The following is a 19,316-nucleotide window of genomic DNA, read 5'->3' as shown; positions in this document are numbered from 1 at the left end:
ATTACCTCGCGTTGAGTGCTTCGCGCAGCGCTGAACTGCTGGCGTTGCGTACGCCCTGGGTAGTGGTAGACACGAGCTGGCGGAGCAGCTGGTTCTGCTCGGCGAGCAGAGCGTTGCTCTGCTGTACGGCGGCGGTGGTTTGCGTCTGAGCGTCGTTGTTCACGACCAGGTCGAACACGGCCCGGCTGAAGTTGTCCGGCAGCGCCTCGATGGCGTCGGCCAGCGCACCCATGCTGGTGCCATCCGGCTGATTGAGATCTCCGACCTTCATGCCATCGATGAGGCCGGTGACCCGGCCATACAGGCTGTTGTAGTCCTGCCCACTGGCGTACAGGTTCCGACCAAAGCCCAGCGCGGCCTGAGCGGCCGCCTGCGCGGCACTGGTGTCGCCGCCGGACACCGCACGCTCCAGCTCCTTCATCGCCTCGCCCAGCTTCTCCTGGTCCGTCAGCGGCGAAAGATCACTGATCGACAGGCCGTACTGCATGGCCTTCTTGTCCTTGTCGATCTGCGCCTGCAGCTTGCCCATGTTGGTGGCACGAAGCGCCTCGATCTTGGCCAGGTCCTCCGACCGAGCGCCGGACAAACCGAGCGCCTTGGCGTAGTCGTTGGCCGACTTCACCTGCTGGCGATACGTGCGCTCGATCGACAGCGCTTGCGACTGGTACTGCGTCAGGTTGGCCGTCATCAGCTGGGTGCTCACGTCGGCCATGAGGCTGGCGTAGTTGCCAAGCAGCCCGGTCACCTTCTGCACCTGGGTAGCCAAGTCCGTGCCGGCGACGCCGGCCAGGTCCTGGAAGTAGTCGACCGCCTTGTTGACCTTGTCGACCTCCAGCCCGTTGAGGGCTCGCCCCAGTTCGTCGGCATTGCCCACGGCCAGCGCGATCGACGCACTGAGCGCGGTGAACACATCGGCCGACTCGAAGTAGCCATCGAGTTGGCCACCGAACCCCGCCGCCTTGACTGCCTCGGTATACAACCGATTGGTCATGTCGCTGAGGTAAGCCTCCAGCTGCGCCTTGGCCTCGGTGGAGTCGGCCGACAACTGGAGCTTGCCCAGGTCAACCTTCACGCTGCCGAGCTTCTGGGTCAGGTCCACACCCAGCTGCTTTGCGAGGTCGGTTGCAGCACCACGCACCTGGCGCGCGGCCATATCGAACGTGCGATCGATGCCAGGATCCAGCGCGCCGAACTGCGTCCACTTCTTGTCGCTGCGGAACAGGCCGCCCTTGGCCTTGATGTCCGCATAGCTCTGGCCGTCGAACCCACCGAAGCCATAGCTGCCGGTGATGCCCTGCCCGGTGACCTTGGGCGCCTGCCGACCGAACAGCTTGGCGTGGATGCTGGAGCCGGACAGGATCGACGCGACCTTGTCGTTGAAACCCAGGGCGCGGAAGCCCTTGTCGGCCAAGCCCACAGCACCGGCGGTGGCGATCTTGCCGGCCCAGCTCTCACCGTTGGCGATGTTCCAGCCCTGGTCGAAAAGCTGGGCGTTCTTCATCATGCCGGCGACGATCCAGCCAATGATCGGCACCGCCGCCGCTGCCGAGCTGGCCGCACCAGCGCCTGCACCCGCACCAGCGCCGGCGCTCCCGCCGCCGATCAGCCCCGAGAAGCTGGAACCGGTCATTCCGGCCATGCTGGTCACGTCGCCGAAGCCCGTCAGGGTGCCCGCTGCAGCCCCGGCCGAACGCCCGAAGCCGAACAGGCCCTGCCCCTTGGAGAGCAGGCCGGCAACCGTGCTCAGGTTCTGCCCGCCAGCCGCCGAGCCGTTGCCGCCGAACAGGCCCATCAGGCTCTGCAGGTTCAGACCACCACCCTGACCGTTCATCCCGTTGAGGATCTGCGTCTGGATCGGGATCACCAGCTTTTGCTGCAGGAACTCGCGGGCGAGATCGCGCAGGCCCCGCTTGGCTGCGTCCTTCAGGTCGTCCCACAGGTTGTCGAAGTCGCGCATGCCACCTGCGACAAAGTCGGCCATGGCATCGGCGGCATCGCCAACGCCGTACACGAGCACGCTGGCCCATGCCTCTACGTTCGCTGCGGCTTCCTCGACCCGTAGCGACAGATCAGCCGAGGCACGGGCCGCAGCAAGCATGGATTGCTCATACGCCTCGTAAGAGGCAACGCCTTTCCTCCGGGCCAGCTCCTCCTTGCTGCCCGCCGCCTCAACAGCCCTCTGCAGCTCCTGCCGCATGTCGCGCTCGTTCATCATCTGCCGGCGCGACAGTTCCCGCGCACGTCCGACCTTGCCGAGCATGGCCACCTCGGCGTCCATGGTCGCCAGCAGCGATTCCGGACTGGCCAGGGCCTTCTTGATCTCGGCGCTGGACTGCTCCAACGCCTTCTGCGACTCCAGCACAAGCGTGTTGTACGCGGCGCGCTCGATACGCCCTTCCTTGAGCGCTTCCTTCAGCTTGTCCTCGAGCTGCTTCTGGCGCTCCGTGGCCTCGGCCAGCGGGCCAGCCATGGTCGCGGCCGCCATCGCCGCCTGCTCGCCGTAGCGCTTGATTGCCTCCGCGTCAGCCTTGCGATCCTTCGCACCTGCACGCTCTGCGGCCGACGAAGCCTTTCGCGATTCGGTGAAGTTCTTCTGGGCCGCGGCCAGCTCGGTCTGCAGCCGGATGTACTGGGCGCCCTGTTCAAGGTACTGCTTGACCTTAGGGTCGTCGCGCTTGGAGAAGTCGACGCCGCTAGCCTGCGCCTCCTTGAACCAATCGCCCACGTCCAGCTTCGCCACCTCAGCCGCGCTCTTGCCGACGCGCGCTAGCTGGCCAGGCAACGACTGCATAGCCGAGGCAATCCGCTTCCCAGCAGCGCCGGCCGAGTCTCCCAGTGCATTGAAGGACCCCGACAGCGCGTCGGTGGCGCCCTTCGCCTGAGTGCTGCTGCCAGTGAACGCATCCAAGATTGCCCGCTTGCGATCGACCTCCCTACCGGCAGTCGCGGCGGCGGCGGTCTCTTCCGTGAGGCTCTTGGCCACAGCGGCGGCGGCTGGCGAGCCGTCGATCATCGCCTTCCAAGCTGCATCCAGTCCGCTCGCAAAGTCATCCGCGCTGATGCGACCGGCTTTGAATGCCGCGTCCAGTCGTTCCGTCTCTTGAATGAACGCAGACGCCTGGCCGGCGGTGGAGAAGTTCGTGGCTGCCGCAACCATCTCGGTAATGGAACCCGTGATGGTTCGATAGTTCGCATCGATCTCCTTCTGCAGGCGCAGAATCTCACCGGCCTGCTGCTGGCGATTGAGTTCGCGGAACTTCTCGATGGCAGTGTCGGCGGCGCCACCAAAGTCAATCAGTGCGGCTGACGCAGTGTTGGTGTTGTCGCGGAAGATCAGCCACCCGGCTGCGGCCGTGGCCAGCATCGTGACGATGCCGGCCGGGCCTCCAAGCATCGCGAGCGTCGATGCACCCGCGCGCGCAACCCATCCCGCATTCGCTGCAGCTGCCTGTCCTTGTGCTTGGGCAAGCAGGAGGACGGCCTGCCGATGCTCAAGGGTAGCAGCAGCGGCTTTGGAACTGACAGATACGCTTCCGCCGATCGTAGCCGCGCGGCGCACCTCCGCCTGAGCATCAAGCATTGCTGCGCGGGTCCGCAGTTCAAGCTGCTGTGCCGCGGCGACGTTCTGCGCGGCTGCGGCCCGATCCGCTGCCACCCCTGCGTTAGCTGCAGCGACACGCGCCAGTAGCGCCTTCAGCAGTGGGCCGGAGGCAACCGCGGCGCTGGCAACGGCCACAGTCTGAAGGTTGCTGCCCAGAAGGCCAATCCCCGCAGCAAGGGCCTGGGAGGCGCCAGTCGCATCATCCGCGCGTCCTATCATCTCCGAAAGGTTGGTGTTGAGCAGGGTCAGTGACTGGCCAACGGTCGCGTCCATCTTTCCGAACGCCTCGTCAACCGCACCGGCCTGGCGCTGGAGGGCATTGATGACCTGGTCAGCACTCAACTTGCCGGCTTGCCCAAGCTCGCGCAGCTTGCCCATTGGGACGTTCAGGCCCTTGGCGATCTCTTGTGCCAGCGCAGGAGCGCCTTCCAGAACTGAGTTCAGTTCCTCACCTCGCAATGCGCCAGAGGCGAACGCCTGCCCCAACTGAATCAATGCGCCCTCAGCGGCCGCCGCGCTGCTGCCACTGATCACCATCGTTTTGCTGATGGTTTCGACGACTCGCGCAAGTCCCGCACCTGAAAGACCCAGCGCGTCCTGATTCATAGCGATGCGCTGATATAGCTCGGCAGTCGCACCGAGCGGCTGCCTAGTAGCCTTGGCGATCTGCACGACGTCTTGCTGGGCTGCGACGAATGCAGCTTGGTCCTTGGTAACGAGACGAAGCCGGTTGTTCAGGTTGGTCCATTCATCGGCCTTCCCTATCACAGCTTTGACCGCGGCCAGGGCCGAGGTCATCCCCACGGCTTCGAAGGCCACCCGGCGGAATCCAGCAGATACCTCATCCGCGCCACGACGCGAAGCATCCGACATCGATGACTGGATTGTCTCCATGTCGCGCTTTACTACACGCGCTGCCTTCCCGCTGTCTCGCTCGAAAGAACCCGATTTCAGCAACAGGTCTACGGTAAGGGTGTAAAGGCTCATGCCGTCATCCACAAAAAAAGCCCGCACATGGCGGGCCGAGATGGGTATAAAAAAAGCCGCCCCATTGGGCGGCCTCTATTGACGATCGCTCAGTTGGAGGACGATCTTCGAATCACTTCGTCGTTGATCACCAGCTCCTTCAGGAAGTGGCCATCCAACGACATGGTGCACCTCGCGGTGGCGTCGACGTTTGCGCCGAAACCGTTCATCAGCGTCAGCCCATCACCGTGCCCCCACTGGACGATGATCTGACCGCTGGCTTGGCGGACCGAAGCCGGTTGCGGGATCTTGGCCGAGGAGGGGTTCTTGGCAGACTCCTTGACCCACTGCTGGCAATTCTTGCTCGCCTCACGGAAGGCGCGCTGCTCTGGCGAGGTCCCGCCGCAGGAGGCGAGGAGCATCCCTGAGGCCAGCACGACGGCAGCCGCTGTCAGAGACATTGGATTTCTCATGGAGGTCCTCGCATCAGTCTTCGCCGCTGATTCTCGCACTCTCCTCGGGCCTCAACAAACAGCTATGCCGGGACCTCTTCAAATTCCATGTACCCCGAGAAGTACTGTCGACTGATGTTCTCGGCACTGGGAAGCTGGGTCGGGAAGCCGTAGAGGGCGGACCGCGCCGCCAAAGCTGAATCGAACGCCTTCGTCACCATATCCCGGTACTGGGGCACGACACAGGTGCGCCGTCGGCCCGCCAGTGCGGCCCCGATCATCTCCCAGTCCATCCCGCCGAGGCCGTTACCGCGCACAACCGGCGTGGACCGGCCGGACAGCGTGCAGGTCAGCCTGCGGTACAGCGGCCCGGGCACAGTATTGACCTGGCCGCCCTTGGTCCGGGCATGGACACTGGCGTCAATAGTTGCTACGGCCCAGCCGTCCTTGATACCAACGTCCACCTCCCGGAAGATCGCAATCTCGCCCACGTCCACGTTGGTCGCGGTGGTGGCGATCTCCACGGACACCACCGAGACCAGGGCGCTGGCCTGCGGGAACAGCCAGGCGCAGACGCTGCCGTCAGGCAGACGCACGGTGGTCCCGATGGCTCCGGCGGCACTGACCTGCACGCCGGGTGGAATATTCAGGCCGAGAATCGCGATGATCCCGGGGACCACAGCGTCGGCCAGGGTGATGGTGATCGCCAGCGAGCCGGTTCGCCTGATCCGCGACGCGCGGGCCGGCTTCCCATCGAAGAGCGCCGAGCCTTGGTCCGCACTGAGCCACGTGCCGCCGGTGAGGGTCACCGTGGTGACAGACGGCATGCCATATCCGATCAACATTCAAGATCTCCCGACGGCACCCATGCAAACGGGCTGAGCTTCCCGTTCTCGGGAAGCATCGTCATCGCCCACTCGCCGGCATACTCCCCCTCCTCGATCAACCAGCACGCTTTCCACTTGGCCTCCTGACCGATGAGGTCCGAGGCCCCAGGCACCAGGTCGTCTTGGCGGCGTGGCTGGAATCTCGCGACCACTACGTCGAATTGGCGAACGTCCTGCATATCTAGCCCCACACCGTCAGCACCACGTCCCCCGTGGCAGGGTTGCGCTCTACACGGCGCACCAGCACCGGCTTGCCGTCCTCGAGGCCGTATCGACCGTAGGTAAGCCGACCGATCTGCCCGGGCAGCGGCGCCAGATCCTGATCACCACGGACCGCGAGCTGGTAGAAGTGGCGCTGCACCTGGTACATGCCCAGGACGCGATCGATCTCCTGCTGCGCGTCGGCCGCGTGCCAGAACAGCGAGATGACTGGGTCAGCCGCCTCTGCCCGCTGGTAGTGGGCGTGCAGCGGACCAGCACCATACACCTGCCCCCGGTAAAGGCCGGTCAGTTCGTCGCGCCGGGACTGCGGCACGTCGACAACGTCGGTGACCAGGTCTGACGCGCCCAGCGCCTGGCCGTTGGGTCGGTAGGCCATGCGTCGAGTCAGGTTCGGAGCATCATCGGGCACCATGACCAGATCAGCCGCCAGATCATCCTCAGACAGGTCGAAGGCGAGCGCGCCGGTATGGGCCTCGGGCGCGGTCACGCGGGCGAAGCGCAGCACTCCGGATGGATCCTGATAGCAGCCGGCGCCGTAGCTGGGTAGGAGGGCATTCAGCGCGGCTCGGCCGGTAATGGCGGTGCCCGCGTAGTAGCCGATACCCATGTAGCCGGTGGCTTGGTCGATCACCGCGCAGTCGGTGGCCGACCACGCCGCCCGCCCCAACCGAGCCATCACATCACCCACCGCCTGCTCCAACCGCGCCGGCATCATGCCCGCGCCGATGCTGGAGGCGTCAACCACCACCGGCGTCACCGGTGGCGACTTCAGCAGCAGCTGTTGCCCGTCCGGGGCCTCGTTGTAGGTGTTGATCTCCATCAGGTCGCCGCGGTCCATAACCGCATTGACGTAGACCCGGCTGTCAGCGACGAACATCGATGTTGCGTCTGAGTTGGCGCCCATGGCCGGAATGCTGGCCACCGCGCCAATCACCACCGGCTGAGGCTTCCATGCCAGTGACGCGACATTGGGCAGAAATACGCCCCGGTTGATGGTCTCGTCCAGGTAGTCGTGCGCATCGCGCAGGTGCAGCGTCTTGGTGCCGTCGTCGTTGATCTCGATCTGCTCGATCGCGCAACGGAAGGCCGGGACCGCGTCGGCCCGCATCCCGTTCTCGGGTGCCAGCAGGATCTGCACCGAACTGCCAGAGACGCCAGTGCCTGCCATTCCGTCCAGCAGGCCATCCGCATCGACCACAACGCACTCGGCGGCCGCTGCCTGGGACACTGGATCACCGCCCCACGGCCAGAACGCCAGCTCCTGGATCAGGTTGACGCCCTCGGCCACCAATCCCTCGTAGCGAACGTTCGCCGGGCTGTCGCCAGGAGCTGACAGCCAGTCAACGTCCGCCAGGCGCGTGGGACTGACGTTGGCGGTGGGGAGGCGCCACCCAGCTGCAGCCGCTTCACTTCGCGGTCCCCACTGCCCTGCGTTGACCGCAAGGCACAGCCCACCGGCCTTGGTGGCGGCAAGCGACGCGGCGAAGAACAACGGCCCGGACAGCTGCAGCTCGCGCACCAGGATCTGCGCGCCGTTGAGGTAGAGCCGGATCTGGCGCGGTGCCCCGAAGAGCACCTGCAGCCCGACAATGTCGCCATGGGTAGCCGCCGGCAGGCCAGTGGCGATCGCACCGCCCGCCTGCAGCAGGCGCCCGGCGGCGAGGTCCCAGCCGATACTGGCGAGGTCCGCCCCCAGCGCCTTGTTCAGCGCTGCCGGTCCAGTGGCGAAGCCTACGAGGGCTGCAACGGCGTCATCGCCCCACACCGCAAACTCCACGCCCACCGTCCCGGCGTCAAGGCCGAAGTCGGAGCGCGCGTGGCTGGCCAACGTGGTGGCACCGGTGGTGGCCAGGGTAAGCCCGCCGTCTCGCGCAGCGAGTACCGGGCCAATGGGTGTAGCGGCGAACCGCCCGAATGTGTCGGTCATGGTCATCCCAGTCCGTCGAACCAGTCCTGCGCCTCGTCCTCATCGGACCGTGGCACGAGAGCGTCGAGGTAGTGCTGAAAGGAGCGCTTTGTCCCGCCCTGGCTGTGCGAGGCGGTGATGTACGCGGCGAAGGCAGCGGGCTTGATGTGCAGGCTCACGGGGTCGATGGGGTTCCGCTTGTGGAACTCCCACCATTCCAAGAACTCGCGGCGCGACATGGTGGCCCGCAAGTCCGACACCGTCCGGTGCAGGTGACCGGCGAGGACCTTCCAGAACCAGTCCTCGCCACGCTGCCTTAGCCGTTTCCCGCGTCGGCCTGCGCCTGGGCGGCCTCGGCGCCAAAGCCGGAGTGCTTCATGGCCACGCGCTGCAGCTCAGCGGCCACGAGTGGCTTCAGCTGGGCGGCCTGACTTGCGTTCATCACAGGCTTGCCATCTTCGTCGCAAATGGTAGCCGCGATCAGCTTCGCGCGGTCGCCCTCATCCCACAGCTTGCGGAACTCCACGTCCGGCAGCTCGCGCACGTAGAACTGTGCCTTCGCGCCGTTGGGCAGGGTGATAGTGTCAGAGTGCACGTCCTTGGACGCGAACATGCCCAGGCTGGTGAACGACTGCAGGAGGCTGACGGGCTGCTGCGGCTGGGTTTCGGGGGTGTCGTTGGTCTTGCTCATTGGCCGTTTCCTTGAATGGCGACAGGGCGCGCGGGCCGCGCACGGCTAACACGCGGAGGATCCGCGCGCCCTGCCAAAGAGAAGGCCCGCCGAAGCGGGCCGAGAAAGAGCGCCGTTGTGATGGTCAGCCGCCCACCGAAGGCCGGTGGGTAGTGACTGCGCCGGAGCCGCGGATGGTGATCGTGGCCTTCCAGACGTCGTTGTCCTGGCTGGTCACCGCGAAGTTCTGCACGAAGCCGTCGAACTGCTTGGACAGCACGTCAGTGGGCGGGGTGATCTTCCCGGCGACTGCCGCCGGCTTCGCCGCTCCTTCGGTTTCCGACTTCGGCGCGGTCACCAGCCAGTTCACGACTGCGCCGGTCTTGTGGAGATCTTCCAGCTTCTCGTGATCTTCGCTGTCGTAGATGATCTCGATGCTGGTACTGCCGGTCTGCTTGCGGCCGGCCACGAACTGATCCCAGTCATCGTCGTAGTCGGAGATATCGATCTCCGACGCCTGGCCATCGGGGAAGCCGACCGAGCGCAGACGGGTCACCTTGGTGACCTCGGCCGCACCGGTGGCGACGAACAGCTGGGAGTGCTTCGACTTGATTACCTGTCCCATAGGGGGTTCCTTGTGTTGCGCCCGTCGCCGGGCATGAAAAAGGCCCCTTGCGGGGCCGGTGGGTTGCCGTTGTGCGGATCAGCGCAACTGCAGGAGCCTGGCGTCGAACGAGATGCCGAAGGCGTCCGTGCCATCACTGTCCGGCGTTGGGTTGTAGGACTCGATGCTGCCCACACGCTCGATCGCGTCACGGATGGCGACGGCCGCGCCGTTGGCCTGAGTCATGGCCTTGCCCCACACGGTCAATCGGACTCGCCACCCGTCGGCCGGCGGCGCTTCAGACAGCATCGCAGTGGGCGAACCGCCGACCACCTCCCACGTCGCGTAGGGAAGTGCTGCCTCCTGTGGCGCGGTTCCCGGCCACAACCGGATCGGGTCGCCCAACACTTGCCGAACCGCTGCATCACCCTGCAGCAGGGACTGGATCAGGGGAACCATCATCGCCAGCCATCCTTCTTCAGCTGCTTGTCGAGCGCCGCCCAGGTCTCATCAATGACCACCTGAGCCGCTTCTGGGCCCTTGGCCTCACCGGCGGGTGTGAGGAATGGCGAGGCCCGCATCTTCTTGGTGCCGAACTCCAGGAACCGCCAGTAGTACGCCCATCCGCGATCAACATAGGTCTTACCGGTCCGCCCACGCCGTTGATTACGCTTGGTGTTGGCGTACTTGCGCCGACGGCCGCTCTTGACGCCTACAGTGAAGTACTCGCCGCCTTGGCCTACACCTGCGCGCTGTCGGCTCTTTGCGTTGGCCCGGCGCGTGACGATCTGCGAGGCCATGAACCCCGAAGCTTTCGGAGCCCGGCGGCGGGCATCGTCACGGATGACGTTGCCCCCCCTGCGCATACCGGCTTGCACGGCTCGCCCCTGAATCGCCTTGGGTGCCTCCCGCAGTGAACGCAGGAGGCCGTCCAGGCCGTCGATCTTCACTTGCTCAGCCATCGGACACCCCGGCGTCGACCATCAGCGTGATATGCCCCCGTGCTGTCGCATCCGGCAGCACCGCACGAATCGAGTACACCTGCCCGTCGAACGCCACGCGCATGGTCGGAACTACCCCGGACAAGTAAGGGATCTCGATGCGTGCAGTCACCTCTCCATGTTCGGCCGAGGCCGCAGTGAACTCCCGACCCGAGAGCGGCACCACCTCTGCCGGCACGTCAGCCCGCCATCTACGCCATTGCTTTACGTCCCCGCCGAGCGGATCACGCACCGGGCCGTAGTCCTGCAGCTCGATGCGATGCCGGTATTTCCCCGCCCGTCTCATGGCAGCACCCGTCGGTAGGGGAACATCAGCCGGTCCAGCGTCGGGTTCTCAGCCAGCTGCGTGCCTGCGACCACCGCCTCCCGGTTGCCGTACAGGTCACCCAGCAACAGCAACACGGCCGCCCGCAGCGGCCCCGGAAGCGGGCCAGGTGTCGTCGTGAACTTCACCGGATAGGCGCCTGGTTCACTGTCGAGCGTGGCAGGCTCGATCGGCAGCGGAGAACGGCCCTTGCCGACAGGGGTCCACTCATAGGTCGCTGCTGCCAACGCACAGCCCGTCGTTCGCTCCACCGACTCACGCGCGGCCGTGATGAAGGCGCCGATCAGCACGTCGTCAGCATCGTGGATGACTACCAGGTGCGCCTTCGCCTCGCTCAGCGACACGGGTTCCTCTGCCGCCGGGGTCAACGTGCGCAGCATGGGTCATTCCTCCGGCGTGGCCGACTTGAGGGCGTTGGGGTGGGGGTCGATCAGCCCGCCAAGGCGCAACGCCTCAACGTGAGCCGCTTCAACCTGGATCACATCGCCGACCTTGCCCAGATGGTTGTCGCTGAGCACCAGCGCCGGCACGGTTTCACTGTTCGAGGGAGCCAGTTCTTCATCCGGTGGCAGCGCGTCGTCGTCCGTGTCCACGGTCTCGGGCGCCGGACTGTTTCCGCCCTCATCCGCCTCCGGCTCGCCGACAGCGGCTACCGCGTCAGCCTCGGGGCTTTCGGCGTTCGGTTGTTCGCCCTGGCCGGTAGCTGCGTCGGCCACGGCAGCGGACGCTCCCGACGCATCGAGCGCGCTACCGGCTGCCGGCGCTGGGGTGTTCTTATGCTTTGCCATGATCGTCTCCGAGGGACGCCCGTACTGGGGCGTCCCTCCGTTCGTGGGCCGAGGCGGTTATGCCGCGGCGCCGTGCTTGAAGGTCTTCACCGCGCCACCCACGTCGACCAGGTTGCCGCCCGAGCGCATCCAGGCCATGAAGCCCACCTGGCCCTTCTTCACGTAGGCCGAGTCGTTGAAGCGGAACAAGGTCACGGCCATCACGTCGCGGATCTTGTAGTAGCTGAAGTCGCCGAACGCGATCGAGGTGGCGCCCGCGGCCGGAGCCGGAGCGTGCTGGTTGATCTGGATATCGCGGTTCAGCAGACGATCCGGCGCACCGCCCGGATTGCCCTGCTCGTAGCCCGGCACGAAGATCGGCCGGCCCTGGTCGTCCTTCACCTTGCGGATCAGCCTCAGCATGTCGTCGTGGAACATCCACTTGGCCAGCTGGCGATATGCCGGATCGACGCTGTGTTCCAGATCGACCAGGTCGTCGTAGGTGATGATCGGCAGCGCCGAGACGGCGCCGATCTTGCCCACAGCCGCGGCGGTGAAGGCGCCCATCGGCTGGCCCACACCGGTGCCGACGGTGTAGTTGCGATTGGTGATGCGGCCGAGACGGGTCTGCAGGCGCTTCTCGATGAAGCCGGCGATATCGGCGGTGCTGTCCTGCAGCAGCTCCCACGGCACGGTCACCACCTTGGAGCTGTACTTGTACACCTGCAGGCCCTTGGTGCCGAAGGCCACGTCCTGATCGGTAGCGGACTGATTCTCGGCGACAAGCTCGCCCTCTTCGGAGGTGCCATCGCTGGTCGGGTACTGCATCGGCTCACCGCCGGCGGTGCTGAACACATCGGCCACCTGACGCATGCCGCCGAACGCCTTCAGGGCGTCCAGGATCTGCTGGGCCAGCGTGGTCGGAACGGTGTAGCCACCCTGTTCCGGATTGACGGCCGGGTTGCCCGACATGGCCGCGTTGACCTGCTTCCAGTCCTCCGCGCTGAGGGCGCTGTCGCCGCCGCGCGCCCAGCGGTCGAACAGGCGCATCTCGTTGGACGGTTCCTGGCCGCCACGGTTGGCAGTGGTGTGCTCGCGCATCCCCTGTTCGCGCAGCGCTTCTTCGGTCGTCAGGTCCATGACCTTCTGATGACGCTCGATCGCCGCATCGATGCGCTCGATCTCGGCAATGTTGTTGTCGTACTTGGCCTGGTTCTCCGGCGTCCACTTGTTGCCGTCGCCGGTGCTGGTATCCAGCAGATTGCGGGTTTCCTTTGCCAGCGCGGTGCGGCGCTCCCGCTCGGCCTGAATGTTGAAGGGCATGGGCTATTTCCTTTTGTCGAAAAAAAACCGCCTTTCGGCGGCCGGGATGAACTGCGGGCGGGAGTCGCTTACGCAGCGGGGCGTTCCAGCAGCGCCAGACGGCGCGACAGGTTGGCTTGATGGGCCGCGGCGGCTGCGGCGCCGTCGTCGGGTTCGGGGGTACGGTTGGCCAGCGCGGCAGGCGCGTTGTCGTAGGCAGACAGGTCCCAGGTGTTGGATGCCTTCTTCTTGCCCACGATCTCCACCACCTCGTCGGCGAAGCCGTGCTCCTTGGCTTCGTCGGCCGTGAACCAGGTCTCTTCGTCCATCCACTGGACGATCTGCGCCTGGTCCTTCCCAGTACGGCGGGCGTAGTCGCCGGCCAGGCCGGCATCGATCTTGGCCAGCAGCTCGCCCGTCTTGGTCATGTCTGCCTTGTTGCCGACCGTGATGGTCCATGCGTTGTGGATCATGAACGCGCCACCTTGGCTGATCTCGACCTTGTCGCACGCCATGCAGACCCCGGTCATAGCCGAGGCAGCCAAGCCATCGATGTGCGCGACGACGATGGCCTTGTGCTGGGCGATGGCAGTCATCATCGATCGGGCAGCAAACACGTCACCGCCCGGCGAGTCGATGCGCAGATGGATCACGTCCGCGTCGATGCCGGCCAGGGCCTGGGCAAACATCGTCTCGTCAATGTCGCCCCACCACCCGCCGATGACGCCGTGCAGGTAGATCGTGGCCTCCTTGCCTTCGGTCTCCGCCCGGATGGGCTTGGACTGGCCGGCGTTGTTCTTGGCCAGCTGCAGCAACTTAGGAATCGGCATCTTCAGGGTTCCTTTCAGGGTCGTCGCTGTCCGGCTTCGCCGGTGGCGCGGGGTCTTTCGGTTGGTAAAGTTCGTCGCCGCCCTCGATGGGAGGCAGATTCTTGAGGCGGCGGACTTCGTTCACGACCATCCAGCCCTTCGCGCCAGGACCACCCAGTGCCTTGCTGAAGTACTCAGCCTGCGTCTTGGAGTCGCCGGCCATGAACATGTCCACGTTGTGCTCAACGAAGTAGCGCGGCGTGCGGAACAGCTTGCGGTTCAACTCGTCCTTGATCCGCTTCAGGTGCGGACCCAGCGTGTACTTCACGAAGCCGATACCCATGCTCTCGATGCCAGTACCCCAGCTGGTGGCCTTACTGGTCTCTCCGATCATGTGGGGTGGAACCCCGAAGGCGCGGGCCACGTCGATGACCTGCCACTGTCGGGACTCCAGCAGCTGCTGGTCGACCGCCGACATGGTCAGCTCGTGGACCTCCAGTCCTTCGGTCAGAACCAGCGGAATGCGACGGTTGCCCTGCACCCCGCCGTACTTCTTGACCCAGGCGTCGCGGAAATCGTCCTGCTGGTCCTTGGTCATCTTGTTGGGTGTTCGGATGGCCACTTCGGGCTTGCCACCCTCACTGAAGAACTTGCCGGCGTGCTCGTCACCCTGGATCGCGATGCCAATGCCGTTCCGCGCGCCCCACTGGATCACCGACATGCCGTGAACGCCATTGAAACCGAAGCCTGGGAAATGGAGCACATCGTCCTGGTCAACGGTGAAGTACCCGTCCGCGTCGTGGAACGCGTACTGCAGGCGTGTTGGTTCCCGTGGGCTGGCCTTCTCCTGCTTGAGGATCATCACCCTGTCGCGGGGCCAGGGAATCAGCCCGGTCGCCACGCCAGCGCGATTGCGCGTCACGTACACCACACCGTCACCGCGCAGCAGCATCTGGCCGACGGTGAATTCCCAGCCCGTGGCGCTCGACCAACCGGAAGAGAACTGCTCATTCAGCAGCCACCAGTAATCGTGCTCAGCTCGCGTCCGGTGCCCGTCCACCCGCTCGAAGACGGGCAGCGGCAGCTGGGCGATCGCACCGGCCAGCAGCGAAACGGCAGCGAACACCGCCGAGACCCGCATCGCCGATTCCGGGCTGACCACGGCGCCAGAGGCCGTCGTCGGGTTCCCGAACACTTCGAACATGCCCATGCTGGAGGACTGGATCACCTCGCCATCGACCAGGTTGCTGATCGTCGGCTCGATACGGTCGCGGGCATCGGCCCGCCGGTTCTTCTCGAATAGTCCGAACATCAGTCGATCACCACGAAGCCTTGTTGGGTTGTGCCGGTGTCCCGCGCCTGCATGGCGCGGCCCATGGCCATGATTAGCGCCACCGCGCCGTCGATCTTGCTTTCCATCTTTTCCTTGCGGGGATAGACGTGTTCCTTGGCATCCACGCGCGCCACTACGTTGCCCATCATCCAGGTCATGGCCGCGTTGCCGTCGTGCCATAGGCGCCGCGACAGGATGAGCGCCTCCACTTCTTTCATGGGCTCGGAGAGATTGCGCACCGACTGCGCCATCTCCACGGTCGGCAGCCCTTCCTGTTCAAGGCGCGTCATCAGGTACGCCGCTTGCGCCGGGTCAAAGGCAATGTCCCGCACGTCGACGCCCTGTGCCGCAAGCTCTTTCAGCTCCTCTTCGATGAACGCGTAGTCCGTCATGTTCCCGGGCGTGGACACGATCAGCTCGTCCAGCAGGAACTGCTGGTACTTCTCGTTTTCCTCCACGGCCGACTCCGGCACGTAGAACCGGGGAATGACGTAGTAGCTATCGCCCTTCTCGAACAGCAGCACCACGGCAGCCACGTCCAGCTTGGATGCCAGATCGACGCCGACCCAGCACGGACAGCCCGCAAAATCGGACACCTCAAACCGTCGCTTCTGCCGCTGCCAGGCCAGCATGTTCATCCATGCCAGCTTGGCGCCGACCCAGTCGTTCAGGTGCTTGGTACGGAACGCGCTTTGCTTGCTGGCCGACCGCTTTGCCTTGGCGAGCTGGTCGAGCAGGAACTGCTCGAACACGGAAACGCCGTAGTTCGGGTTGGCCTTGCGCAGGCTCGCCGGATCGTCCCAGCGGTCGCCCTCGTCTATGCAGTAGATAGCCGCGAAAACCGTCTCGTCGGTCACCTCACCGCGCAGGATGCGGATGGCATCGCCCCGCATCTCGAAGCATGGGCCGGACAGGTTCGTGCCCGCCGTGGTGATGATCGACAGCAGGGGTTGCTCGCGCGCGCCCATGCCGGTTTCCATGGCGTCGACCATGTGGTCATCGTCATGTTCGTGGTACTCGTCCACCAGCGCCGCGTGCGGGCTTGAACCGTCACCGGGCTTGCCGATCATGGTCTCGAACTTGGACATGTCCTCCATGACGAACAGCGGCCCCGGGTTCTTCGGGTTTCCCGCCTGTTCGATACCGAAGCGGGCGCGCAGCGCCGGCAGTTTCTGGACCATCTGCCAGGCCGGGCGGAACACCTCGTACGCCTGTTTCTCGCTGGTAGCGCCCGAATAGACCTCCGCGCCCGCCTCGCCGTCAGCGCAGAACAGGTACAGGCCACGGGCAGCCAGTCGCAACGACTTGCCGTTCTTGCGCGGGATCTCCTCGTATGCGCGGCGGAAGCGCCGATGCCCGGTCTTCTTGTGGACCCAGCCGAACAGATTGCACTCGATGAAGTGCTGCCAGGGCTCCAGCACCAGCAGGCGCTTCTGCGCCGCCCACTTTCCTTTCGTGTGCGGCATCTTCTCCATGAACCGCACCGCGCGGTCCGCCTTCTCGGCGTCGTACTTGTAGGGCCAGTCGGCCCCCTTGCGCTTCAGGTCATCCAGGAACCGCTGGCACGCCAGACGGATGAACTCGCCGGCGGGGATCTTTCCTGACGTGACGCCCTTGGCGTATGCCTTGGCTGATTCGCTCGGCGTCATGGATCAGAACTCGTCGAATGGGTTGCCCTCCGGGGTCTTTTCGGTCCCCAGCTTCTGACGGTCAGCCGGGGTCAGGCCCAGGCGCGCCAGGCAGCCGATCAGGTGGGAGTACTTGGCCGCAACGAACTCGCCGCGGTTGGCACGGAACTCGGAAAGCAGCGATGACGCCACCTCCATGATGAAACGGTCGGCGCTGGTCAGGACGCCCGGCAAGGCGCACTTCTCCAGCTCTTTCCACACCACTGCGACCTCGGTCGGAAGGTGTGCCGGCGCTTTGCCCAATGGCGAATCCGTCTTGGGCGCTTCGTTCCTGTAGCGCTGCGGATCCTTCTTGGTCGCGCCCTTCAGCTCGGCCAGTTCCCTCGGCTGTCGATGGCGAGCCATCGGACCTCCCATTTCTGAAATTCAAATTCTGCGGACGCGAGAAGAAAGGGGGGCGCGCGTATCGGTCGAGGAGGGCCCTCAACTTTGACCCTCCCCCCTCCCCTTTCGTTCAGTTTGCTGTGGATAACCCGCGACCCGTTCAGGTTCGCCGTGATGGCTGCGATCCCTGCCAAACCCTCCGTTCTCCCGCGCCGTCTTGGCGCTGTGGCAGGGCCGGCACAGCGGCTGCAGATTGCTGTCGGCGTTGTTGGCGTCGTCCCCATCAATGTGATCGACCTCAGTGGCCGCCCGTACCCTTCCCTGCTCCGCACAGCATCTGCACAGGGGCTCACGGGCCAACACCACCGCGCGAATCCTGCGCCACAGCGAGGAGTTGGTGGGCAATGCGCGTCGCGCCTGCCTCTTGCGCACCTGAGCGCTGGTCTCCTTGTAGGGGCGCCAGCCAGCCGCACGGTGTTGCGGTGGCCTGGTAGGCATCAGTAAGGGTTCCCGTCCAGGTCCACGCGCTCGGGCTCGGCGCCCTCATCCTGCACCGGTGCGCCGGCCTCCTCGCCCAGCAGCTGCGCCACCGCTTGCACCAGCAGCCCCACGTGCATGGCCAGCTCGGCGATCTGCTTGCCCTGCTGCTCGATGATCCCAACCAAGCGATCAATGCGTGCATCGCTGCAACATTCAACACGCGAAGCCAGCGACGAGGCCGCAGCGTAACGCGCGACCTGTTCTGGGCTGAGCGCCGTGCCCCGCGCGCTAACCTGTGTGGTGTCCATCAGTAACCCTCGTTGTTTGCAGCACCAGGCCACGGCGTATCCACCGGTCCACCCGGTCCCAGTCCGGCTCCATCCCCGTTGCCCGGGCGAACCACATCACTGCGGCGAGGTAGCAACGAAGCCACCACCGCATGCGTATCGACGCGCGCACTGTCGCCGCCATCAGAACTCCTCCACTGCCCAGCCGCCGCCATCCCGCTTAGGCTTGGCCTTAACCGCAATGAATCGGAAGGGATACATGGCCGCGGCGATCTTGATCTTGGCCCTGGCATCGTCCTGCCAGTGGCCCTTGACCTCGTGGCACTCCATGACGCCATCGGCAGCCATGACTGCAAAGTCCGGGGTGTAGAACGTGTTGTCGGCCAGGCGCAGCTTCAGGCCCTCGAACCGGTGCCACTGGACCTCACCGGCAGACTGCAGCGCGCGCAGCCGCTCGGCATATGCGGCCTCGGTCTTGTTCATCTCGCCGGTCTTCAGCCGACCCAGCGCGAGCACTCGGCGGTTCATTGCGTCACCGGTTGCCGGTCAGTCACGATCACTGCTTGGCTGGCGCGGACGTGGTCGTCGGCGTCCCGGCCGATTTGAACAGCAGCTCCCGCAACCTCTGCTCGTAGTTCGGCGTGCGCATCACGTTCGACGGCGCCGGCGACGGCTTGGGACAGGAGGCTGGTGTTGCAGGTGGCGAGGTCGTCGCGCAGCTGGAGACGGCCAGCGCGCAGGTCAGCCACAACAGCAGCAGGGACGGCCTCGGCCGCAGCGCGGTCTTCTTCATGCTTCGCTCCGATGGTGGCCAGTGTCTCGGCCTGGGCGTGCTCGATGGCACGGGTCTGGTTGATCTGCTGCACCTGGGCGGAGCTGGTGCTGGCCAGCTGCCGGGCTTCAGCACTCTCCGCGCGATCGCCACGCCAACCCCAGCCAGCCCCGAACATGGCACCGGACCAAAGGGCAAAAGCGGCGACCGCGATGGCGACGCGGTTCACGACCTGCCCTCGCACATGGCCCGCTCAGCAGCTCGACGGTTCACCAGGCCCTGTACGCGCTTGCCACCGGCGTAGACCCAGCGGTCCAGCTCCGGGCACCAACTTGCGGCGGGCTGTCCTGCGTTGATCCGCCCCACCAGCGTCGAGCGGCAGGCAGCGCCCACGCCCACGTTGTAGGTCCAACTCAGCAGCGCCGCAGCCTGGTGGGGCTGCAGTGGGACGCGGATGCATGCCTGAATGCCGGTCAGGTACTGCCCGAGCCGGCTGTTCAACTTCTCGGCGCACTCCTGCTCGGTGTAGACCGCCTTCTCCGGGCGGCTGGTATCGCCATAGCAGTAGGTGGCAACGCCGACCATGTCGACATAGGGAGTCGGCGAGTAGCCTTCCCATGGCTTTACCAGTGCGGCCGCAGCCAAGGCGATGACGGCGGCGGCGCTGCTACCGATGATCTTGGCCTTCATGCTCGCGCCCTCTGCCGCCACTCGCGAACCCAGCGCCAGCCCAGATAGCTAATCTGGCCCACCAAGTAGATGATCGTCAGTACCACCACCACGCGATCGAGGTTCGCTCCTGCGGCGACCGCGCCGGCAACCGTCACCGGTGGAGCAGCCTTCGCTGCAGCACCAGCGGCAGTGCCAATGATTTCGTCCTTCATGGTGGCCCCGTAGCTAGTCCGGTTCGGCATATGCCC

General features: G+C 65.3%; 23 protein-coding genes. All 23 read right to left on the bottom strand.

The window, feature by feature from the left end:
• Window position 1: 1 nt before the first annotated feature.
• Window positions 2–4,588: a tape measure protein gene (locus tag G5A07_RS01830; protein ID WP_191862514.1), complete on the bottom strand. Its 4,587-nt coding sequence runs from the start codon at window positions 4,586–4,588 to the stop codon at window positions 2–4.
• Between the two features lie 89 nt (window positions 4,589–4,677).
• Window positions 4,678–5,028, bottom strand: coding sequence for a hypothetical protein (locus G5A07_RS01825; RefSeq protein ID WP_191862512.1), 351 nt, complete (start codon window positions 5,026–5,028; stop codon window positions 4,678–4,680).
• Between the two features lie 74 nt (window positions 5,029–5,102).
• Complete coding sequence (locus G5A07_RS01820) at window positions 5,103–5,864, bottom strand: hypothetical protein (protein ID WP_262405797.1); 762 nt, start codon at window positions 5,862–5,864, stop codon at window positions 5,103–5,105.
• 223 nt (window positions 5,865–6,087) lie between these two features.
• Window positions 6,088–8,055 carry a hypothetical protein gene (locus G5A07_RS01815; RefSeq protein WP_262405796.1) on the bottom strand — a complete coding sequence of 656 codons (1,968 nt, stop codon included), beginning with the start codon at window positions 8,053–8,055 and terminating at the stop codon, window positions 6,088–6,090.
• Between the two features lie 2 nt (window positions 8,056–8,057).
• Window positions 8,058–8,273, bottom strand: a complete 216-nt coding sequence (locus G5A07_RS01810; protein ID WP_012511474.1) for a hypothetical protein — start codon at window positions 8,271–8,273, stop codon at window positions 8,058–8,060.
• A gap of 77 nt (window positions 8,274–8,350) precedes the next feature.
• Window positions 8,351–8,725 (bottom strand): hypothetical protein, encoded by a 375-nt coding sequence (locus G5A07_RS01805; protein ID WP_154352256.1) that lies wholly within the window; start codon window positions 8,723–8,725, stop codon window positions 8,351–8,353.
• 124 nt (window positions 8,726–8,849) lie between these two features.
• Window positions 8,850–9,329: a hypothetical protein gene (locus tag G5A07_RS01800; RefSeq protein ID WP_065179728.1), complete on the bottom strand. Its 480-nt coding sequence runs from the start codon at window positions 9,327–9,329 to the stop codon at window positions 8,850–8,852.
• A 78-nt stretch (window positions 9,330–9,407) separates the two neighbouring features.
• A complete protein-coding gene (locus G5A07_RS01795; RefSeq protein ID WP_191862508.1) occupies window positions 9,408–9,770 on the bottom strand; it encodes a DUF3168 domain-containing protein in 363 nt (120 codons plus the stop codon).
• Window positions 9,767–10,258: an HK97-gp10 family putative phage morphogenesis protein gene (locus G5A07_RS01790; protein WP_262405795.1), complete on the bottom strand. Its 492-nt coding sequence runs from the start codon at window positions 10,256–10,258 to the stop codon at window positions 9,767–9,769. Before G5A07_RS01790 ends, G5A07_RS01795 begins: the two co-directional genes overlap by 4 nt.
• A 4-nt stretch (window positions 10,259–10,262) precedes the next feature.
• Window positions 10,263–10,595, bottom strand: coding sequence for a phage head closure protein (locus G5A07_RS01785; RefSeq protein WP_191862506.1), 333 nt, complete (start codon window positions 10,593–10,595; stop codon window positions 10,263–10,265).
• Window positions 10,592–11,014, bottom strand: coding sequence for a head-tail connector protein (locus tag G5A07_RS01780; protein ID WP_154352252.1), 423 nt, complete (start codon window positions 11,012–11,014; stop codon window positions 10,592–10,594). Before G5A07_RS01780 ends, G5A07_RS01785 begins: the two co-directional genes overlap by 4 nt.
• A gap of 3 nt (window positions 11,015–11,017) precedes the next feature.
• Window positions 11,018–11,422 carry a hypothetical protein gene (locus G5A07_RS01775; protein ID WP_154352251.1) on the bottom strand — a complete coding sequence of 135 codons (405 nt, stop codon included), beginning with the start codon at window positions 11,420–11,422 and terminating at the stop codon, window positions 11,018–11,020.
• A 57-nt stretch (window positions 11,423–11,479) separates the two neighbouring features.
• On the bottom strand, window positions 11,480–12,724 hold the full coding sequence (locus G5A07_RS01770; protein WP_191862504.1) for a phage major capsid protein: 1,245 nt from the start codon (window positions 12,722–12,724) through the stop codon (window positions 11,480–11,482).
• A gap of 68 nt (window positions 12,725–12,792) precedes the next feature.
• Window positions 12,793–13,518 (bottom strand): head maturation protease, ClpP-related, encoded by a 726-nt coding sequence (locus tag G5A07_RS01765; RefSeq protein WP_262405794.1) that lies wholly within the window; start codon window positions 13,516–13,518, stop codon window positions 12,793–12,795.
• Between the two features lies 1 nt (window position 13,519).
• Window positions 13,520–14,824 carry a phage portal protein gene (locus G5A07_RS01760; protein ID WP_191862501.1) on the bottom strand — a complete coding sequence of 435 codons (1,305 nt, stop codon included), beginning with the start codon at window positions 14,822–14,824 and terminating at the stop codon, window positions 13,520–13,522.
• Window positions 14,824–16,494 carry a terminase TerL endonuclease subunit gene (locus tag G5A07_RS01755; protein WP_049431057.1) on the bottom strand — a complete coding sequence of 557 codons (1,671 nt, stop codon included), beginning with the start codon at window positions 16,492–16,494 and terminating at the stop codon, window positions 14,824–14,826. Before G5A07_RS01755 ends, G5A07_RS01760 begins: the two co-directional genes overlap by 1 nt.
• Window positions 16,495–16,497: 3 nt before the next feature.
• On the bottom strand, window positions 16,498–16,878 hold the full coding sequence (locus tag G5A07_RS01750; protein ID WP_191862499.1) for a hypothetical protein: 381 nt from the start codon (window positions 16,876–16,878) through the stop codon (window positions 16,498–16,500).
• A 78-nt stretch (window positions 16,879–16,956) separates the two neighbouring features.
• The gene (locus G5A07_RS01745) at window positions 16,957–17,355 is read right to left on the bottom strand and encodes an HNH endonuclease signature motif containing protein (protein WP_191862498.1); all 399 of its coding nucleotides are present in this window, start codon (window positions 17,353–17,355) and stop codon (window positions 16,957–16,959) included.
• Window positions 17,355–17,645 carry a hypothetical protein gene (locus G5A07_RS01740; RefSeq protein WP_191862496.1) on the bottom strand — a complete coding sequence of 97 codons (291 nt, stop codon included), beginning with the start codon at window positions 17,643–17,645 and terminating at the stop codon, window positions 17,355–17,357. The genes G5A07_RS01745 and G5A07_RS01740 overlap by 1 nt, the downstream gene beginning before the upstream one ends.
• Before the next feature lie 162 nt (window positions 17,646–17,807).
• A complete protein-coding gene (locus tag G5A07_RS01735) occupies window positions 17,808–18,152 on the bottom strand; it encodes a DUF1064 domain-containing protein (protein ID WP_154352243.1) in 345 nt (114 codons plus the stop codon).
• Window positions 18,149–18,625 (bottom strand): lysis system i-spanin subunit Rz, encoded by a 477-nt coding sequence (locus G5A07_RS01730; RefSeq protein ID WP_191862495.1) that lies wholly within the window; start codon window positions 18,623–18,625, stop codon window positions 18,149–18,151. Before G5A07_RS01730 ends, G5A07_RS01735 begins: the two co-directional genes overlap by 4 nt.
• Complete coding sequence (locus G5A07_RS01725) at window positions 18,622–19,086, bottom strand: lysozyme (RefSeq protein WP_191862493.1); 465 nt, start codon at window positions 19,084–19,086, stop codon at window positions 18,622–18,624. Before G5A07_RS01725 ends, G5A07_RS01730 begins: the two co-directional genes overlap by 4 nt.
• On the bottom strand, window positions 19,083–19,280 hold the full coding sequence (locus tag G5A07_RS01720; RefSeq protein WP_191862491.1) for a hypothetical protein: 198 nt from the start codon (window positions 19,278–19,280) through the stop codon (window positions 19,083–19,085). Before G5A07_RS01720 ends, G5A07_RS01725 begins: the two co-directional genes overlap by 4 nt.
• Window positions 19,281–19,316: the final 36 nt, after the last annotated feature.

This window comes from Stenotrophomonas sp. AS012628, assembly GCF_010608305.1.
In the GTDB taxonomy this organism is placed as follows: Bacteria; Pseudomonadota; Gammaproteobacteria; order Xanthomonadales; family Xanthomonadaceae; genus Stenotrophomonas; species Stenotrophomonas geniculata.
This window is presented reverse-complemented; position numbering and strand designations above follow the sequence as displayed.

Excerpts from the sequence above, each read along its gene's own strand:
- G5A07_RS01825 (WP_191862512.1), bottom strand. The coding sequence starts at position 5,028 with ATGTCTCTGACAGCGGCTGCCGTCGTGCTGGCCTCAGGGATGCTCCTC.
- G5A07_RS01785 (WP_191862506.1), bottom strand. The coding sequence starts at position 10,595 with ATGAGACGGGCGGGGAAATACCGGCATCGCATCGAGCTGCAGGACTAC.
- G5A07_RS01770 (WP_191862504.1), bottom strand. The coding sequence starts at position 12,724 with ATGCCCTTCAACATTCAGGCCGAGCGGGAGCGCCGCACCGCGCTGGCA.
- G5A07_RS01830 (WP_191862514.1), bottom strand. The coding sequence starts at position 4,588 with ATGAGCCTTTACACCCTTACCGTAGACCTGTTGCTGAAATCGGGTTCT.
- G5A07_RS01745 (WP_191862498.1), bottom strand. The coding sequence starts at position 17,355 with ATGCCTACCAGGCCACCGCAACACCGTGCGGCTGGCTGGCGCCCCTAC.
- G5A07_RS01810 (WP_012511474.1), bottom strand. The coding sequence starts at position 8,273 with ATGTCGCGCCGCGAGTTCTTGGAATGGTGGGAGTTCCACAAGCGGAAC.
- G5A07_RS01755 (WP_049431057.1), bottom strand. The coding sequence starts at position 16,494 with ATGACGCCGAGCGAATCAGCCAAGGCATACGCCAAGGGCGTCACGTCA.
- G5A07_RS01740 (WP_191862496.1), bottom strand. The coding sequence starts at position 17,645 with ATGGACACCACACAGGTTAGCGCGCGGGGCACGGCGCTCAGCCCAGAA.
- G5A07_RS01815 (WP_262405796.1), bottom strand. The coding sequence starts at position 8,055 with ATGACCGACACATTCGGGCGGTTCGCCGCTACACCCATTGGCCCGGTA.
- G5A07_RS01775 (WP_154352251.1), bottom strand. The coding sequence starts at position 11,422 with ATGGCAAAGCATAAGAACACCCCAGCGCCGGCAGCCGGTAGCGCGCTC.
- G5A07_RS01820 (WP_262405797.1), bottom strand. The coding sequence starts at position 5,864 with ATGTTGATCGGATATGGCATGCCGTCTGTCACCACGGTGACCCTCACC.
- G5A07_RS01800 (WP_065179728.1), bottom strand. The coding sequence starts at position 9,329 with ATGGGACAGGTAATCAAGTCGAAGCACTCCCAGCTGTTCGTCGCCACC.
- G5A07_RS01725 (WP_191862493.1), bottom strand. The coding sequence starts at position 19,086 with ATGAAGGCCAAGATCATCGGTAGCAGCGCCGCCGCCGTCATCGCCTTG.
- G5A07_RS01735 (WP_154352243.1), bottom strand. The coding sequence starts at position 18,152 with ATGAACCGCCGAGTGCTCGCGCTGGGTCGGCTGAAGACCGGCGAGATG.
- G5A07_RS01720 (WP_191862491.1), bottom strand. The coding sequence starts at position 19,280 with ATGAAGGACGAAATCATTGGCACTGCCGCTGGTGCTGCAGCGAAGGCT.
- G5A07_RS01780 (WP_154352252.1), bottom strand. The coding sequence starts at position 11,014 with ATGCTGCGCACGTTGACCCCGGCGGCAGAGGAACCCGTGTCGCTGAGC.
- G5A07_RS01795 (WP_191862508.1), bottom strand. The coding sequence starts at position 9,770 with ATGATGGTTCCCCTGATCCAGTCCCTGCTGCAGGGTGATGCAGCGGTT.
- G5A07_RS01805 (WP_154352256.1), bottom strand. The coding sequence starts at position 8,725 with ATGAGCAAGACCAACGACACCCCCGAAACCCAGCCGCAGCAGCCCGTC.
- G5A07_RS01750 (WP_191862499.1), bottom strand. The coding sequence starts at position 16,878 with ATGGCTCGCCATCGACAGCCGAGGGAACTGGCCGAGCTGAAGGGCGCG.
- G5A07_RS01760 (WP_191862501.1), bottom strand. The coding sequence starts at position 14,824 with ATGTTCGGACTATTCGAGAAGAACCGGCGGGCCGATGCCCGCGACCGT.